Genomic DNA, 16,111 nt, shown 5'->3' on the forward strand with positions numbered 1-16,111 from the left:
TTGCCATTTCACTATCCGAATTGCCCCGATGACGACGCAGCGGGGCATTTTGAGGAAGACAAGATCATGTCCGGCAACGCGGTTCAAGAGCGGCGAGCGCCGGGCTTCAGAATTGCCGGCCGATCTTGGCATCCACCGAATGGCGGTTGGCGCCGCGGAAGGCGAAGTACAGGGTGATCGCTGCCCACAGGATCGACTTTTCGGCCCCCATCAGCCCCTCGGCGCGCAGATAACCATGCACGTAAACGGTCACCAGAAGCACGATGGTGGCGGCGACGGCCGCCGGACGGGTCAGCAGGCCGATGGCCAGCAGGATGCCGCCGAAAAACTCGGTGGCGGACAACAGCGGCGACCAGAAGACGCCCGGATAAAAACCCAAGCCTTCGACCATAGCCGTCGCGCCGAAGGGGTTGAGGATCTTGCCATATCCATGCACCGCAAAAAGACCGCCCGCCAGGACGCGCAGCAGCGTTTCCGCCCATGGGGTCAGCGCGGCATAGAGTGATCCCAGTGCCGGGATGATCAGTTTCGGGCGTTCTTCGGTCATTTCAATTCCTTCTGTTCGAATCTGCCCCATGCTGTGCGAAAACATCGCGGTGCGGGCAAGCTGGCCCCGGTAAAAACTTGAGTGATCCGGTTGAATTTTCTGTGAGGCCGGCGTGAACAGTCGTTGCCGGTGACGGCAGCGGTGCTTAGATGAAGAAAACCAGATGAGGATCGACGCCGATGACCGAGAAACCACGCATCACAATTCTTTACTGCACCCAGTGCAACTGGCTGCTGCGCGCCGGCTGGATGGCGCAGGAATTGCTCTCCACTTTCGGCGATTCGCTTGGCGAAGTGGCGCTTCTGCCCGGCACTGGAGGGAACTTCGAGATCCGTGTCGATGACGCGCTCGTCTGGGAGCGCAAGCGTGACGGCGGTTTCCCCGGCCCGAAAGAGCTGAAGCAGCGGGTGCGCGACATCATCGAGCCCGGCCGCGATCTCGGTCACACAGACAGGGTGTCGCAGGAAAGCTGAAGAAAGGCCTGGTGCTCAGCCGGACCGGCGTCGATGCGCCAGTCCGGCATGCTGGAGAAGCGTCAGCCCCAAGGCGAACGGCAGATCCTGTAGGCGCCGCCATAGGTCAGGAACCGGTTCGTTGCCGGATTGTAGGATTGGTAGCGGTTCAGGCACCAGCGGACATGGCGGTTGTAGCCATGGCGCGGCCGGTAGTAGTCACGGCTGTAGTAGCGCGGCCGATGGTAATGGCGATGGCCGTAATGCGGCCGCCAGACGCGGCGGCAGCCGTAATAGCCGCAGATGACACGGGCTTCGCTGACATCGCTTTGCCGGTCGAGAACCGGTGAGGGCAGGCCCATCGGGGCCGCACCAGCCGGCAAGGGTAGAAGTGCGGTCAGGCTGACGGCACAGGCGGTGATCAACTTGCGGAAGATCGACATGGTCATAACCTCTCGTTCGTTGGTGGGGAAACCCCTTAGCATCCCCTGTGATTGCAACGTTTGCCGATACGGTTTTATTTGCCGTGCGGATCGGGACGGGCGGCTGCGATTGATTGTGTGCCCCGGTTGATCCATAAGGAACGCGTGTTTTTCAGGGCCTGTCTCTTCCTTCCGAAAGCGGCATCGCCCTGTTGTGTTGATGGATGCAGCTCCTCACGGACAATCGCACGCGCGCTCCGGGGGCTGCCTTATGGGAGTCCGATTTGTGAGCCTGAAATTCGGCACCAGCGGCCTGCGCGGCCTTTCGATTGATCTCAAGGGCCGGGCTTCGGCGCTTTACGCCACCGCCTTTGCCCGCCACATGCTGGAGAGCGGCCATGCGAAGCCGGGCGACGAGATGCTTGTCGGCCGCGATTTTCGCGATTCGAGCCCGGAGATCGCGGCGATCTGTTTTGGCGCGCTGCAGCGGGCGGGTTTTATCCCGGTGGATTGCGGCACGATCCCGACGCCGGCGCTGGCGCTTTACGGCCTTGGCCGCAAGGCAGCATCGCTGATGATCACCGGCTCGCATATTCCGGCTGATCGCAACGGCATCAAGTTCTACCGCCCCGATGGCGAAATCGACAAAAGCGACGAAGTGGCGATCGGCGCCCAGGCGGAAGCGCTACGCGCCGATGAAGCCGCCATCGACGAAACTTCCGGCAGCGGCCGTGACGCCGCCGGGGAAGCGCTGGCCGCCTTCCGGGCGCGTTACACCGCGTTGTTGCCTAAGGGCGTGCTGGCGGGCCTGAAAATCGGCGTCTACCAGCACAGCACGGTCGCCCGCGACCTGTTCGTCGATCTGCTGCAGCATTTTGGCGCCGAAGTGGTGGCGCTCGGCCGCTCCGAAACCTTCATCCCCGTCGATACGGAAGCGGTCTCGCCGGAAACGGTGGCGCTGCTGAAGGCGTGGGCCGTCCAGCATCGGCTCGATGCTATCGTGTCGGCCGACGGCGATGGCGACCGGCCGCTGCTCTCCGACGAAACGGGCGAACCGCTGCGCGGCGATCTCCTCGGCCTGATCACCGCCAACTTCCTGAAGGCTGCGGTGGTGGCGACGCCGGTGACCTCCAATTCCGGCATCGAGGCTGCGGGCACCTTCTCCGTGGTGCGCACCAGGGTCGGTTCCCCCTTCGTCATCGCCGGCATGAACGAGGCACTGGCGGCCGGCGTAAGCGGTGTGATGGGGTTCGAAGCCAATGGCGGCCTGCTGACGGCATCGCCCTTCACCATCAACGGCGTGACGCTTGCCCCGCTGCCGACGCGCGATAGCGTCCTGCCGGTCCTGGCGGTGCTTTTCGAGGCGAAGAATGCCGGACAAGCCTTGTCGGCCTTTGCCGGCGGCTATCGCCTTCCTTTCGCCGACGCCGACCGGCTGGAAAACTTCCCCGTCGAAACCAGCGCGGCGCTGATGGCGCAGCTGCGGGGGTCTCGAGCGGCACTGGAAACCTTCCTGGCGCCACTCGGCACGGTGGCTGCCACCAGCGATATCGACGGGCTGCGGGTAACGCTTGGCAATGGCCGAATCGTCCATCTTCGTCCTTCCGGAAACGCCCCGGAGATGCGCTGTTATGTCGAGGCAGAAACTGTGGATGCGGCGAAATCGCTATTGCATCAGGGACTTGAGTTGATTCGGGATTGGTCTGGCAGGGCTGTTTGACAAGTTTTTTTGCCGTTGACGCAAAAACTTCAAAAACCCTGTTGACACCGGAGGGCTACCCCCGTACATCGCTCCTCGTCGCCCAGATGGCGGAATTGGTAGACGCGCCAGCTTCAGGTGCTGGTACCCGAAAGGGTGTGGAGGTTCGAGTCCTCTTCTGGGCACCAAGTTCCCGATTTAGATCGTCCAGTACGATGCTAAATATCGCACAAAGCCCCGGTTATCCGGGGCTTTGTGTTTTTGGCGTCCGGGGTTGTCCCGTTGCATCCAGCTGATTTGTTGGTGGCTTCGTTGATACAGGCGCGTCCCAACAATGGCGCTCACGGACACTCCGAAGCCCGCGGCCGTGGGCAAAATTGGCCCTGTTTGGCTCACATCTTGTCGACAGGAAAACTGTGCGGAAAAGCCTGACGCAACAGGATGAAAGCGTTTTTCCTGACGGCATCGGATCCGCTCCGCTCAGGATTGAATGTGTCCCAATACCATGCGCCTTGCACCAGATAGTTGAGACCTTCAGTCAACGTATCCACGTCGACGCCTTTATAGCCTCCGTCGCGGGCGACATCAGCAAGGAACTCGCGCACCTGGGCGACATAGGCACGATCGCTGGGCAGGCTGATCATCCGATCGAGTTGCACGGTCTGGCGATCACTGCTGAACAACACCCAGACAGCAACCCAGTCTGGATGTTGCCCCCGGAAGTGCCAGGCGCAGTCCATGGCAGCGACAACACGTTCCGCCGCCGAAAGCCCTGGCGCCAATACGGTCTCTTCCCATAGCCGCGCAAACTGATCGTTGAGATATTCCAGCACGGCACGAAGGAGTTTCTCCTTTGTGCCGAAGTGGAAGACGACAAGCGCATTGGAGGAACCGATTCGCTCTGCGATCCGCTGCATGGTGAGACTGGCGATACCGTCCTCGGCAATGAGCTGGATCGTCGTATCGATGATCCGCTGGGAACTGGCAATCCCACGCAGGTGACGGCGATCCGCCTTTCCCGCCTTGGTCATAGGGGCGGAAACGACAGCCGGCTGCTCCTCTAACGGATCGGGGATGGAGGGTTTCCTCGTCAAAGCGCTGCTTTCCAAATCGGCCGACGCCTTTATCGGCCAATGGATTTCGACGGTCAACTGTCGTTGAGGAGTCGGTTAAAGGACCGGGCGGGTTGCCGCATCGTGATACCAGCCCCCTTGCGCCGTCTCGTAGGCGAGGCCAGCGCGAAACACGTCGGCATCGCAATAGGTGCGTCCGACGATCTGGATCCCTGTCGGCACCCCACTGCTGGCCCTCCCTGAGGGTACCGAAAGAACCGGGCAGCGGGACAGCATGTTGAACGGCGTTGTCATCGCCCATCCGAGCATGGCGTTTACCTGTTTACCGTTGATCTCGACCGAGCCGGTGGATTGGTCGAAGTCCGCCGGCACGGCGGGCAGTGCCGTGGTTGGGCAGACCAGCACGTTGTAGCGTTCCAGGATCGGTCCCAGCGTCAGATACATGTTGCCGATAACCTCGAGGCTGGCGACGTAATCCGTCGCCTTCGACTTGCGGCCACGCTCGGCGAACTGCCTGGCGTATGTGGTCATCTTGTCACCGTGCTCGTCCAGGAGATTCGACAGATAGCCGCCAAAGATATGTTGCAGGTAGGCAAGGCCCGCCTGAAGGTCTTGCGGTTTCCAACCGAGGTCGACTTCTTCAACGGTGGCCCCCAGGGAACGGAAGACATCGAGCGCCGCAAGCGTGTTTCTCTGAATTTCGGGATCGACCTCGAAGATCCCGAGATCCATTGAAAAGGCAATTTTCCAGTCCTTGATCGGCTTGTAGTCAAGCGGCAGGCGCAACTTCGGCCGCAGCGTCGTAATGTCATGGGGACTGGGACCTGCCATCACGTTCTGAAGCAGGATCGCGTCCTTGACAGTGCGCGCCATCGGACCGGTGTGGCAAAAGAAGTCGAGATTGAACGGCAGGTCATCTGGATTGCGGCCATAAGGCGGCTTGTAGCCCACCACGCCGCAGGCGGATGCCGGAATGCGGATCGAGCCGCCGATGTCAGACCCGGTCGCAAGCGATGACGTTCCCGACGCCAGGGAGGCTCCGGCGCCGCCAGACGAACCGCCGGGCGTGAATTCGCGATTCCATGGATTGCGGGTTACGCCCCAAAGACGCGACCAGGTAACGCCGGAGCAAGAAAACTCGGGCGTTGCGGTGCGGGCATGCGTGATGCCGCCGGCGGCCAGGATCCGGGCATTCATCGTCGAAGTCCGGTCGGCGACGTGATCCTTGTGGATCAAAGAGCCCATCGAAGTCGGCTTGCCCTTGATCTCGCTCTCGTCTTTGATGCCGACGGGTAGACCTTCCAGGGCACCGGTTCGCGCACCCCTTGCATACTTCGTTTCGGCCCGCCGCGCCCGCTCGATGGCCTCGTCGAAATGGGTGTAGGTCAAGGCATTGACCGAGTCCTTCACCCTTTCTGCCTGACGTATCGTCGCCTCCATCAACTCCACAGGGGAAAGTTCGCGGCTTTTGAACCGGCGCAAGGCTTCATGCGCTGGCAGGTAACACAGTTCAAGGTCACTCATTGATCGCTCCGAAAAGGGAAATTGTCTTCGTTTGGCCAATTGTCGCCGGTTCCGCCTATCAGGCAGCGACGCGCGCTCACTTCATGACCTCGGTCCAGATTTTCATGTACATTTCATTGATTTCCGACGGACAGGCCGGCGTAAACTTGCCCTTGTCCAGGAACTCGGCCGGGACGACGATTTCCGGCGCGGTCCTCATCTCGGCGGGCATGAATTTTTCAGACCCGGCAATGCCGTTCGCGTAACGCGCATGGGCCGAGATCAGGGCGGCATTTTCCGGATCCATGATGAAGTTCTGGAACAGCTTGGCGTTCTCGACGTGCGGAGCCGTCTTCAATACCGCGACATTGTCCATCCAGATCGGATAGCCCTCTTTCGGATAGCCGTAGGCGAAGTGCGAATTGGCAAACCGCACACGCATCGACGCCCCGCTCCAGTTGACGCCAGCATCATAGTCGCCGGCCGCATAACGATCGATGCTGGGGTAATCGAGCGACAGCCATTTGGGCTTGGCGGCAATCAGCCGATCGCGAACCTTGCGCAGGATGTCCTTGTCGCCGGTGCAGGTTTCGCCACCTTCAAAATAGATCGCCAGCGCCATGACGTCGCCCATCTCGGGCAGGACGCTGATCTTACCCTGCAATTCGACAGGTGGGTCCAGGAAGATGGCCGACGTGTTGAGATCGCCGGAGTACACCGACGTGTTCACCAGCACGCCGGTCGTTCCCCACTGCCACGGCACCGTGTAGTGGCGACCAGGATCGAAATCTACATTCACCCAGCGCGGATCCATGTTTTTGAAGTTTTCCATCTGGTCGGCGCGCGTTTCCAACAGGAGGCCCTCATCGATCCAGATCTTGACGAACGTCGAGCTTGGCACGACGACGTCGTAGTCATTCCCGCCCTGACGCGCCTTGGCGAGCGCGGTGTCGTTCGAATCGAAGTCCGTAATGGTCACCTTGACGTCGTACTTCGCCTCAAACCTCTTGATGAGCTCCGGGCTCGTATATTCGCCCCAGTTATAAATATTCAGAACACCTTCGGCCTGGGCGGTCCCGATCGGCAGCAGTGCAAAAATCCAGGCTGCAGCAGTCACAATTGAACGCATGAAGAATCCTCCGGATTAAGGGCGGCTCGCGTCTGGCGATTGCTTCATTAAAAATAAAACTGAATATTCAGTCAAATAAAATTTCACGCCCGCTCAGGCCTTGAATTGTCGGTTCGATCCCGGATTTTGATGGCGCATTATTTTCCCATGCCTGGAGGGATGCATTTCCGAAACGGTATGGCATCAATCAGAGGACGATGACCTGTTCCCCTGGAACGTCCCCGATTTGAGGTCAGTCTGTTCTTCGGAGAAGGAAACAGAGAATGAAACGTTTCCGTTTCAGCGACGGACAGATCATCGGTCTTCTGAAGGAGCATCAGGACTTGCGTCCGAGGGGAACCCTTGAACCCGCTTCGACCAGCTCCGGCATAAGAGGATGAATATAGGGGATGGCTTCCGGCGACACCAGGAACGGGATGTCCCCACCCGCCGGCCGGATGGCAAGTGTGCGAATATCCTTTGGCGCCAGGCCGAATAGCGCCTTGAAGGAGCGTGTGAAGGCCGAGGCGTGGGTAAAGCCGAGTTCGAAGGCCATATGCGAAACGCGCAGGTTCTTTTCGGACGGATCGGTCAGGCGGCGGAAAGCATGGCGCAGCCGTCGCTCGGTGATGTAGGCCGTAACACCGCCAAGCGGCTCGAAGGCGCGGTAAAGGGTCGAGCGCGTCATGGCAAATTCTTCCAGCAACGACTGCACACCGAGATTGGGATCGGTCAACCGACGTTCGATTGCCGACTTCACGCTTGCAAGCGACACCGAGCCGCTCTGTATGTCGGACGTCGTCCTCGGCTGCGACAGGGTTTCGAGGCAGGCATTGACGAGCAGGATAATCGCCTCGGCGATCGGGCGGGCTTGCGGCACGTGTATCGTCGGCCCGATTTCCATGGTGTGTTCCATCATGCCCACCAGAAGCTTCGACAGCGCGCCGGGCGGGACGACAAAACCATGGGCGCTGTCGAGCAACGGGACGGCAGGTTCCAGTTTGCGCCGTCGAATGGCAAGGCTGATATTCTTGACGGCAGGCGCCTCGATGACGATCTCCTGGGAAAGATCGAAGAACGCCAGCTCTCCCTGCTCGACGCGGCGGGTCTTGTCGCCGATCCGATAGGTAAAGTGACCGCTGGTGTAGCAAACGACCAGGATGTCGTCGGTCGCCGACCTGGCAATCGTCCGGACCGTCCGGGTGTACCGCGAGGCGGTCCCCCTTGCGCGCGATACCGTAACGTCCGGCAGGCAATAGATCTCCGACTCGCAGGAAAACGGTGCCTTTCGCCCAAGTTCCGGCACGTCGAACTCGAACAGAGGCAGCACCATTTTGCCGTAGGCCGTCGCGGCCTGGGGGTCGCTTTCCGGGAAGATTGTCCTGAAACAATCTATGGTCGAGACGACGTTGGGGAGCGAATGTTTTGTCATGAAACTTTCGACGGCGCGATTGAAGGCAAGTAAAAAATAATAGGCGTCGCGTTCGACGCTTTTCAAGCGCTAAGCCAGACTTATCTCCGCCATTCGTTGCCGACTTCCCGCAGATCGGTCCGGTCTCTGTACCGCCCGTCCCATATATTTATCCCAACGTCCAAATTACTCACATCCGTCTTGACTACAGCCTTGGGACGTTCAGACAGTCCTCAGCGGTGATTTCCATGGTTCATCATGGGGATGATCCCTTGGAATACGCCATCTGGGCAAAGATCGTTCCGATCGGTGACGGGCTGGACTCGGCGGCGATGCGGAAGACGGCACCCACTCACAGCTTGCATTGGAATGTTGATGTCCAACAACGAATATTATCTCAGGCTTCGCATACCGGAAACCGTGCGCCGCCAATTGATGAAGTCGGCAACGCTTAACAACCGGTCGATGACGGCTGAGATACTGACGCGGTTGCAGACGTCTTTCGAGTCGGGTGACAACCTTGGAACGGCGGATGACGAATTGCAGGCCATGCAGGAACGTTTGTTGTCCCTGGAAGAGCAGTTCCGTCGCCATATAGCGAAAGCGAACGAACATTATCCGTCGCGCAAGGCATTCCGGATCGCCGGAGAGTAGCGGCCCGCCATTTTCGCTGAAAGTTCCCTGCTGTGTCACGGGTTGCGGCCGCAAGGCCCCAAACGGGTGGCCTTGAGCAGACTTCCCTTGACTTGATGTTGTTGTTGCCGGCAGCTGTCATGAGCGACGACGCTGGTTTTCAGGGAATGGAGTGGTCCAGTTGCGGGACGGCAAGGACAGGGCGGGAACGGCACGGGGCATCTATCTCGGCCTGCGGGAGCAGATCGCCAACGGTGTCTATGCCCCGGGCGACAATCTTCCCTCCACGCGGGCGCTGGCCGAGGAACTCGGGGTTTCGCGCACCACCGTCACCACGGCGTTCGACCAACTGATCTCCGAAGGCTATGTGACCGTTCGCCAGGGCGCCAAGGCGAAGGTTGCCCGCAACATCGCGGGTGGCAAGGTCGAGCAGCCTGCGCAGTCCAGTGGTTCCGGCCGCAGGCTTTCGGCCTATGCTTCGCGCCTGATGGGCCTTCCTTTCCAGCTGCCGGCAACGGGACGGCTGAAATACGACTTCCGCTACGGCGACGTGGCGCCCGACGATTTCCCGAGGCTCGCCTGGCGCCGAGCCGTGACGGCCGCGGTGCTCGCCCGCCGCGAGCGGCTGGGTTACGGCCACCCGGCGGGAAGCATGGCGCTGAGGCATGCGTTGCAGGGCTATCTTTGGCGTGCGCGGGGTATTCGCTGCGATGCCGACCAGATCGTCGTCGTCAACGGTTCGCAGCAGGCCCTCGATTTGTGCGCCCGCGTGCTCGTCGATCCGGGTGACAGGGTGGTGATCGAGGAACCCTGCTACGCCATGGCCCGAAACGTCTTCGTGACCCTCGGCGCGGCGCCGACACCTGTCGCGTGCGACGAGGATGGCATCGATACCGGCATGCTGCCGGAGCCGGGTGGGCACGCGCTTGCTTTCGTGACCCCCAGCCATCAGTTTCCCCTGGGCGGCGTTCTGTCCGTCGGTCGCCGTCGCGAGCTGGTGAATTGGGCCGAAGCCGGCAATGCGTACATCATCGAAGACGACTATGACGGCGAATATCGCTACGATGTCCGGCTGATCCCGCCGCTCTATCTCTCCGGCCGCGGTCGGGTGATTTACGTCGGCACCGTGTCCAAGACGCTGTCGCCCACCTTGCGCCTCGGTTATCTGGTTCTGCCCGAGGCGCTTGTCGAGCCGTTCATCCGCTGCAAGCAGATCATCGACCGCCACGGCGCCACCTTCGAGCAGGAGGCGCTTGCATCGCTGATCGAGACCGGCGCCTATGAACGGCATGTCCGCAAGATGAGGCGGATGAACTCCGAACGGCGGACCGCTTTCCTGGGCGCCATGGCAGACATCTTCGGTAACAGGGTGGAGATCGTCGGCACGTCGGCAGGCCTGCATGTCGTCGTCTGGTTCAAGGGGTTTGGAACTGGCGACGAACAGAACTTTGCTCATCTGGCCCGCGCGGCAGGCATCGGCATCTATCCGGTATCGCGCCTGTTCTCGCGTCTCACCGACCGCCGTGCCGGTTTCGTCTTCGGCTACGCGTCGATGCCGGCGCGTCTCATTCCCGATGGCGTTCGGTTGCTTGCGAAGGTTCTTCCGTCGTAGCGCCAAAAGCCAATAGATCGAACTGGACCATGTTTTCCGTGCGAAACTGGCGCTTCTAGTCTGCCAGCCGGATCGGCTATGCATCCGCATGGCGCAGTGCGCGAGGATGACCAACCCCGGAAACCATGTTTTATGCCCGTCGACATTCACCAGCTGCTGATCGTCTTTACGGCCTACATCATCGCCGCCGGAAGTCCGGGCCCGAGCAACATGCGGATCATGGGTGTCGCCATGAACGACGGACGGCGGGCCGGGCTCGCCGTGGCATCGGGTGTCGTCAGCGGTTCGGTTTTCTGGGGGCTGATGGCGGCGACCGGTGTTTCGGCGGTTTTGAAAAACTATCCCGGTGCGCTCGTCGTCCTGCAGGCCCTGGGCGGTCTTTACCTCCTCTTCCTCGCCTTCAAGGCGGCGCGTGCGGCCGTTTCCCCGGACAAGGCTTCTCCAACGGACCAGGACCGTGCGAAGGTATCCATGGCAGCGCTCTACAGGCGTGGCCTGCTGATGCATCTGATGAACCCGAAATCGATCCTGGCCTGGATCGCATTGATGACGCTGGGTCTGGGGCCCGGCTCGTCCCCGTCCAGCGTCGTCGTCATCCTGGCGGGATGCGCGGTTCTCAGCGTCACGATTTTCTGCGGTTATGCCATCGTCTTCTCGACTGGCCCGATGGTTCGCCTCTATCGCCGCGCCCGCCGCTGGATCGAGGGCACCCTTGCGGTGTCCTTCGGATTCGCCGGACTGAAACTCCTCCTCTTCCGCATTTGACCCGCATTTGAAAGGAACATCATGTCGCTCTTCGAAGGCCTGTCGGCCTTTCCGATCACGCCCGCCGATTCCTCCGGCCGTGTGGATACCGCGGCCCTTGCCCGCATTCTGAAGCCTCTCGTAGAGGCCAAGGTCGATTCGATCGGCCTGCTCGGCAGTACCGGCGCTTATGCCTTCCTGACGCGGGAGGAGCGGCGCAAGACAGTGGAAGCGGCAGTGACGACGGTGGGCGGTCGTGTACCCGTCATCGTCGGTGTCGGGGCGCTCCGGACGGACGATGCCCAGGCGCTGGCGCGGGATGCAAGGACAGCAGGCGCAAACGGCCTGCTTCTCGCCCCGGTCTCCTACACGCCGCTGCGTGACGACGAAGTCTACGCGCATTTTGCCGCCGTTGCCGAGGCCGGAGAACTGCCGCTGTCGATCTACAACAATCCGGGAACCACCCGGTTCACCTTCTCCAGGGATCTCATTAGCCGGCTGTCGAAGGTGGAGAACATCGTGGCCGTAAAAATGCCCCTGCCATCAGATGGAGATTTTGCCGGCGAACTGGACGCGATCCGCTCAACGACGCCGCCGTCGTTCCGGATCGGCTACAGCGGCGATTGGGACTGTGCTGCGGCCATTCTGGCCGGGAGCGATGCCTGGTATTCCGTGGCCGCGGGGTTATTGCCGGTCGAGACGCTGGCCCTGGCAAGGGCGGCGCAATCCGGCGACGTGGCGCAAACGCAACGGCTGAATGCGGCATTTGAGCCGCTGTGGAGCTTGTTCAGGGAATTCGGCAGTTTCCGGGTGGTTTATGTGATTGCCGAACTTCTCGACCTGTGCAAAGTCGAACCTCCACGGCCCGTTCTTCCCTTGCCGGATACGGCCCGCGATCGCATCACCGCGGCGTTGATCGGCCTCCGGAAGCATTTCACATGATATCCGGGCGATTTTCGCCATAGCATTCAGGCCCGCATCCAATGACTTCGACCACCATGACCGCCCAGCGTCCCAAGGCATTTCTCGGCGTCCTTTTCATCCTGGGTTTGGCACATCTCCTCAATGACATGATGCAGTCCCTGATCGCGGCGATCTATCCGGTCATCAAGGAGGCGCATGGTTTCGATTTCGTGCAGATCGGCATCATCACGCTGACATTCCAGACGGCTGGCTCGCTGCTGCAGCCGGTCGTCGGCCTGTACACCGACAAGCATCCGATGCCCTACTCGACGGCGGTCGCGATGGTCTTCACCTTTGCCGGTGTCCTCGGGCTTGCCTATTCGTCGAGTTACGCCCTCATCCTGGTTTCTGCGGCCTGTATCGGCATCGGTTCCTCGATTTTCCATCCGGAGGCGACACGCATGGCTCGCTATGCGTCCGGCGGCCGTCAGGGCCTGGCGCAGGGCATCTTCCAGGTCGGCGGCCAGTTCGGCGGCGCGCTCGGACCGCTGCTCGCTGCCCTGTTCATCGTGCCGCACGGGCAGTCGAGCCTGGCCTGGTTTGCGCTGGCGGCACTTGTCGCGATGGCGCTGATGATCTGGACTGCCGGACAACACGCGCTGATCCGGCAACTGGCCCAGAGCAAGGCGAATGCGGCAGGCTCGGTGGAAAAGCTGCATCGCCATGCGCCGGCAACCGTGGCAGTCGGTCTTGTCGTCCTCACGCTCCTGATGTTTTCGAAAAACGCCTACATGGAGAGTTTCCGGTCGTTTTATACATTCTACCTGATCGATCGCTTCGGGACGTCGGTGCAGATGTCGCAGATCATGCTGTTCGTCTTCCTGCTCGCATCGGCGGCGGGCGCACTGATCGGCGGCATCGTCGGCGATCGGATCGGTCGTTACCGGATCATTTGGATTTCCGTGCTCGGCCCCCTGCCGCTGACATTGCTGCTCCCCTATGCGGATCTTTACTGGACGGTGGTCTTGTCGATCCTGATCAACCTGATCATGGCGAGCGCCTTCGCCTCGATCCTGATCTACGCGATGGAACTGATGCCCAACCGCATCGGCCTAATCGGCGGCCTGTTCTACGGGCTGAACTTCGGGCTCGCCGGCATCGCCGCCGCCATCCTGGGCGGTCTGGCGGACAGCATCGGCATTGAAGCGGTCTACTGGCTTTGCTCGTTCCTGCCGCTTGCCGGCCTTTTGACGTGGTTCCTCCCGAGGATCGAGGACACGCCGCGTTCGAAGGCAAAATGACCGGCAAAGCGGGTGTTACATCGACAGGCATCGCTCGCTTGATGCCTGGCTGCCCGGCATTGCAAAACAATTTTCGGTCTGATGTCGGATTGCCGTAAACTCGGGCGTCTTCAAGGTATCGGTCGTCCACGGCGACCTGCAACCAGGATGAAAGGGTACTGCAATGGCCAAGAATTCAATCTGCCTGTGGTTCGAAAAGGACGCCGAGGAGGCTGCCCGTTTCTACGCCGAAACCTTCCCGGATAGCGCCGTCGGCGCTGTCATACGCGCTCCCGGCGATTTTCCGGATGGCAAGCAGGGCGATGTGCTTGTCGTCGAATTCACGGTTGCCGGGGTCGCCTGCATTGGTTTGAACGGCGGCCCGGCCTTCAAGCACAGCGAGGCCTTTTCTTTCCAGATCTCGACGGAAAACCAGGAAGAAACCGATCACTACTGGAATGCCATCGTCGGCAATGGCGGCCAGGAAAGCGAGTGCGGCTGGTGCAAGGATAAGTGGGGGATTTCCTGGCAGATCACGCCCCGTGTTCTCATGGAGGCCATGAGGGCCGGTGGCGCCGAGGCGAAACGCGCCTTCGACGCGATGATGACGATGAAGAAGATCGACGTTGCAGCTATCGAGGCAGCCCGGCGCGGCTGATTTTTCCGCGCCGGCGGAGACATTCTCTTAGCCCATGCCGGTGAGGCGCTTGTTCCAGTCCTCGACACTGTTGGTTTCCAGCCGGCGGCTGGCATGGGTGCGCCAACCGTTGGCAAGGCGTTCTAGCGCGGCAATGCCGGAAAGCTCGGCGCGGTTGAGCGGGTCGATGTAGAAGGCGCGCCAGATCCGGGCAACGGTCCATTCCGGCGACCGCCGCTCCACGAGTGTCAGCCGGTCTTCGGGTGTGACGATGCCGGGCTGCAGCACCCTGTAGTACCAGCCCGTCCGCCCCGTGGACTGGACCGCCCGCGCCATTGCCGCCGTGCCAAAGCGTTCGTTGAGCTTCCAGCAAGGCTGCCTGCCCTGGCTAACCTCGACGATCGCCGTGCCAAGTTCAAAGACGTCGCCTATCGCTACGGCATTTTCCTTCAATCCGGTGGTCGAAAGATTTTCCCCGAAGGCGCCCGGACGGCTGAGCAGAGGATGCGGGCCGAGTCCCTCCGTCCAGTCCGGATAATGGTCGAACGGATAGTGATGCACGGCCTTCTCCGGCCCGCCGTGCCGGATGGGATCGCCCTGCACATCGCCATCGAAGCCGGTTTCCGACAGCGTGAGGCTGTCCGCAACCGGCACCTTGGCGATGCCGCTCAAGGCGCCGCGCGGTCCGAGGGGCGCGGCTTTGCCCACCAGCAGTCCGAGGAGCGGAAATTTCGTCATGATTTCTCCTTCAGGATCCGCAGCATCGAGGCGGCCGGCCGGCCATGGAGGCCGTGACGACGACTGGCTGGCCGGCCGCGATCTGCTTTATGATTGCCACTTCAGGCAGCATCCTGCGTGGAGGGCGAAACCACGCATGTGCCGTCGGCGCAGCCATCCTCCTGGCCGGATGCCGGGGCCGGTTTGATTTCCGGGATGCGTGCTGACAGCGCCATGGCGATCCTTGCGCCGACGACGATGTCGTCCTCGACGCCGAACGCCTGGTGGATGATGGCGCCGTCACGGCCGATCAGCACCGACGAGGGCGTGCCGCGCAGCCCGAACCGCCGCATGGTCACCGGAATGTCCGATCCGTCTTCCGCAAGATCGACGGCGACGGGTGATTTCAGCCGGTATTCGTGCAGGAAGGCCCGGAGCGTCACCGGCGTCATTGCCGCGTGATGCTCGAAGACGGTGTGAAGGCCGATGACCTGCAGGTCGGTATGGGCAAAGACGCGTTCGATGCGCTGGACCTGCGGGATGGCTTCCGCCACGCAGCCGGGGCAGAGAAGCTGGAAGCTGTGAAGGAAGACCGGCCGGCCGCGGAGCGCCTGCAGCGAAAGCGGGGCCGGGGTGTTGAACCATTCGCTGGCGGCGATTTCAGGCGCGAGCGGGGCATGAAGACTGGTCATGATGTCAAATCCTTTCGGTGTGGGCGGACCGGAGGGGACGATCCGCCCGTCAGGTATGGCGGCTCAGGCGGCGGCGCGCGTCAGCTTCACACCCGGAAAGTCGACCGGAACGTCGAGTGCGACATTGAGGTAGTTGGTGAACAGGTTGAGGGCGATATGGGCGATGATCTCGACGATCTCTTCGTCATCGAAACCGGCCGTCCGCAGCGCATCGACGTCGGAGGCCTGGATGCCGGCCCGCTTGTCGACCACGGCGATGGCGAACTGCAGGGCGGCAGCCGTGCGTGCATCCGTCGAACGGCCTGCCTGCGCCTCGGCCATTTCCTCAACCGTGGCGCCGGCCTTGCGGCCGAGGCCGGTGTGGGCGGCAAGGCAATAGCTGCAATTGTTGCGATCGGCGATGGCAACTGCGATCTGTTCGCCGAGCTTGGCACCGAGGCGACCGCCGCCAAGGGCGCCGAACGACCCCCACATGCTGCTCAGGGCTGCCGGCGAATTCGCCGCTGCCTTGAACATATTGGGCACCAAGCCGAATGCGGACTTGATCTGCGCCAGCTGTTCACCGGTGGTTCCCGTTGCATTCGACGGGTCGATAAGAGTAATCCTTGCCATGTTCTTTCCTTTCAATAGCCTGGAGGGAAGGAGTTGTCGGTCCGGTGATGGCAGTCACCGGGCCGA

17 protein-coding genes and 1 tRNA gene are annotated in these 16,111 nt (G+C 61.4%); 9 read left to right on the top strand and 9 right to left on the bottom strand.

What is annotated here, in order from left to right:
* Positions 1-106: 106 nt before the first annotated feature.
* On the bottom strand, positions 107-547 hold the full coding sequence (locus ACSQ3I_RS01165) for a DoxX family protein (protein ID WP_435995488.1): 441 nt from the start codon (positions 545-547) through the stop codon (positions 107-109).
* Positions 548-726: 179 nt separating this feature from the next.
* Between ACSQ3I_RS01165 and ACSQ3I_RS01170 the strand changes: the two genes are divergently transcribed.
* Positions 727-1,020 (top strand): SelT/SelW/SelH family protein, encoded by a 294-nt coding sequence (locus tag ACSQ3I_RS01170; protein WP_435995490.1) that lies wholly within the window; start codon positions 727-729, stop codon positions 1,018-1,020.
* 62 nt (positions 1,021-1,082) lie between these two features.
* Here ACSQ3I_RS01170 and ACSQ3I_RS01175 read toward each other — a convergent pair whose 3' ends face one another.
* A complete protein-coding gene (locus tag ACSQ3I_RS01175) occupies positions 1,083-1,448 on the bottom strand; it encodes a BA14K family protein (protein WP_435995492.1) in 366 nt (121 codons plus the stop codon).
* Between the two features lie 259 nt (positions 1,449-1,707).
* Between ACSQ3I_RS01175 and ACSQ3I_RS01180 the strand changes: the two genes are divergently transcribed.
* Positions 1,708-3,141 (top strand): phosphomannomutase, encoded by a 1,434-nt coding sequence (locus tag ACSQ3I_RS01180; protein ID WP_435995494.1) that lies wholly within the window; start codon positions 1,708-1,710, stop codon positions 3,139-3,141.
* Positions 3,142-3,221: 80 nt separating this feature from the next.
* A tRNA-Leu gene (locus ACSQ3I_RS01185) sits at positions 3,222-3,308 on the top strand.
* A gap of 204 nt (positions 3,309-3,512) precedes the next feature.
* Here ACSQ3I_RS01185 and ACSQ3I_RS01190 read toward each other — a convergent pair.
* From ACSQ3I_RS01190 to ACSQ3I_RS01205, 4 genes are all read right to left on the bottom strand, one after another.
* The gene (locus tag ACSQ3I_RS01190; RefSeq protein ID WP_435995496.1) at positions 3,513-4,271 is read right to left on the bottom strand and encodes a TetR/AcrR family transcriptional regulator; all 759 of its coding nucleotides are present in this window, start codon (positions 4,269-4,271) and stop codon (positions 3,513-3,515) included.
* An 18-nt stretch (positions 4,272-4,289) separates the two neighbouring features.
* Complete coding sequence (locus ACSQ3I_RS01195; RefSeq protein WP_435995498.1) at positions 4,290-5,675, bottom strand: amidase; 1,386 nt, start codon at positions 5,673-5,675, stop codon at positions 4,290-4,292.
* Between the two features lie 118 nt (positions 5,676-5,793).
* On the bottom strand, positions 5,794-6,825 hold the full coding sequence (locus tag ACSQ3I_RS01200; RefSeq protein WP_435995500.1) for an extracellular solute-binding protein: 1,032 nt from the start codon (positions 6,823-6,825) through the stop codon (positions 5,794-5,796).
* Between the two features lie 316 nt (positions 6,826-7,141).
* Positions 7,142-8,236, bottom strand: coding sequence for a helix-turn-helix transcriptional regulator (locus tag ACSQ3I_RS01205; protein ID WP_435995502.1), 1,095 nt, complete (start codon positions 8,234-8,236; stop codon positions 7,142-7,144).
* Between the two features lie 354 nt (positions 8,237-8,590).
* Here ACSQ3I_RS01205 and ACSQ3I_RS01210 point away from each other — a divergent pair, with 354 nt between their 5' ends.
* From ACSQ3I_RS01210 to ACSQ3I_RS01235, 6 genes are all read left to right on the top strand, one after another.
* Positions 8,591-8,869, top strand: coding sequence for an Arc family DNA-binding protein (locus ACSQ3I_RS01210; RefSeq protein ID WP_435995504.1), 279 nt, complete (start codon positions 8,591-8,593; stop codon positions 8,867-8,869).
* A gap of 151 nt (positions 8,870-9,020) precedes the next feature.
* On the top strand, positions 9,021-10,460 hold the full coding sequence (locus ACSQ3I_RS01215; protein WP_435995506.1) for a PLP-dependent aminotransferase family protein: 1,440 nt from the start codon (positions 9,021-9,023) through the stop codon (positions 10,458-10,460).
* 132 nt (positions 10,461-10,592) lie between these two features.
* Entirely contained in the window at positions 10,593-11,225 is a 633-nt protein-coding gene (locus ACSQ3I_RS01220; RefSeq protein ID WP_435995508.1) for a LysE family translocator, read from the top strand.
* A 21-nt stretch (positions 11,226-11,246) separates the two neighbouring features.
* Positions 11,247-12,146 (top strand): dihydrodipicolinate synthase family protein, encoded by a 900-nt coding sequence (locus ACSQ3I_RS01225; protein ID WP_435995511.1) that lies wholly within the window; start codon positions 11,247-11,249, stop codon positions 12,144-12,146.
* Positions 12,147-12,187: 41 nt separating this feature from the next.
* Complete coding sequence (locus tag ACSQ3I_RS01230) at positions 12,188-13,408, top strand: MFS transporter (RefSeq protein ID WP_435995513.1); 1,221 nt, start codon at positions 12,188-12,190, stop codon at positions 13,406-13,408.
* A 163-nt stretch (positions 13,409-13,571) separates the two neighbouring features.
* The gene (locus ACSQ3I_RS01235) at positions 13,572-14,045 is read left to right on the top strand and encodes a VOC family protein (RefSeq protein WP_435995515.1); all 474 of its coding nucleotides are present in this window, start codon (positions 13,572-13,574) and stop codon (positions 14,043-14,045) included.
* Between the two features lie 27 nt (positions 14,046-14,072).
* On the opposite strand, the gene ACSQ3I_RS01240 is transcribed toward ACSQ3I_RS01235, so the two are convergent.
* The 3 genes from ACSQ3I_RS01240 to ACSQ3I_RS01250 form a co-directional block, all read right to left on the bottom strand.
* Positions 14,073-14,762: an MOSC domain-containing protein gene (locus ACSQ3I_RS01240; RefSeq protein ID WP_435995517.1), complete on the bottom strand. Its 690-nt coding sequence runs from the start codon at positions 14,760-14,762 to the stop codon at positions 14,073-14,075.
* Positions 14,763-14,863: 101 nt separating this feature from the next.
* On the bottom strand, positions 14,864-15,433 hold the full coding sequence (locus ACSQ3I_RS01245; RefSeq protein ID WP_435995519.1) for a redoxin family protein: 570 nt from the start codon (positions 15,431-15,433) through the stop codon (positions 14,864-14,866).
* A gap of 63 nt (positions 15,434-15,496) precedes the next feature.
* A complete protein-coding gene (locus ACSQ3I_RS01250; protein ID WP_435995521.1) occupies positions 15,497-16,045 on the bottom strand; it encodes a carboxymuconolactone decarboxylase family protein in 549 nt (182 codons plus the stop codon).
* Between the last annotated feature and the right edge of the window lie 66 nt (positions 16,046-16,111).

The sequence above is a fragment of the Rhizobium sp. LjRoot30 genome (genome assembly GCF_964253915.1).
In the GTDB taxonomy this organism is placed as follows: Bacteria; Pseudomonadota; Alphaproteobacteria; order Rhizobiales; family Rhizobiaceae; genus Metarhizobium.

Bases quoted from the DNA above. Each gene is read 5' to 3' on its own strand.
- ACSQ3I_RS01205 (WP_435995502.1), bottom strand. From the start codon at position 8,236: ATGACAAAACATTCGCTCCCCAACGTCGTCTCGACCATAGATTGTTTC.
- ACSQ3I_RS01225 (WP_435995511.1), top strand. From the start codon at position 11,247: ATGTCGCTCTTCGAAGGCCTGTCGGCCTTTCCGATCACGCCCGCCGAT.
- ACSQ3I_RS01200 (WP_435995500.1), bottom strand. From the start codon at position 6,825: ATGCGTTCAATTGTGACTGCTGCAGCCTGGATTTTTGCACTGCTGCCG.
- ACSQ3I_RS01210 (WP_435995504.1), top strand. From the start codon at position 8,591: ATGTCCAACAACGAATATTATCTCAGGCTTCGCATACCGGAAACCGTG.
- ACSQ3I_RS01250 (WP_435995521.1), bottom strand. From the start codon at position 16,045: ATGGCAAGGATTACTCTTATCGACCCGTCGAATGCAACGGGAACCACC.
- ACSQ3I_RS01220 (WP_435995508.1), top strand. From the start codon at position 10,593: ATGCCCGTCGACATTCACCAGCTGCTGATCGTCTTTACGGCCTACATC.
- ACSQ3I_RS01240 (WP_435995517.1), bottom strand. From the start codon at position 14,762: ATGACGAAATTTCCGCTCCTCGGACTGCTGGTGGGCAAAGCCGCGCCC.
- ACSQ3I_RS01230 (WP_435995513.1), top strand. From the start codon at position 12,188: ATGACTTCGACCACCATGACCGCCCAGCGTCCCAAGGCATTTCTCGGC.
- ACSQ3I_RS01170 (WP_435995490.1), top strand. From the start codon at position 727: ATGACCGAGAAACCACGCATCACAATTCTTTACTGCACCCAGTGCAAC.
- ACSQ3I_RS01175 (WP_435995492.1), bottom strand. From the start codon at position 1,448: ATGACCATGTCGATCTTCCGCAAGTTGATCACCGCCTGTGCCGTCAGC.
- ACSQ3I_RS01165 (WP_435995488.1), bottom strand. From the start codon at position 547: ATGACCGAAGAACGCCCGAAACTGATCATCCCGGCACTGGGATCACTC.
- ACSQ3I_RS01245 (WP_435995519.1), bottom strand. From the start codon at position 15,433: ATGACCAGTCTTCATGCCCCGCTCGCGCCTGAAATCGCCGCCAGCGAA.
- ACSQ3I_RS01235 (WP_435995515.1), top strand. From the start codon at position 13,572: ATGGCCAAGAATTCAATCTGCCTGTGGTTCGAAAAGGACGCCGAGGAG.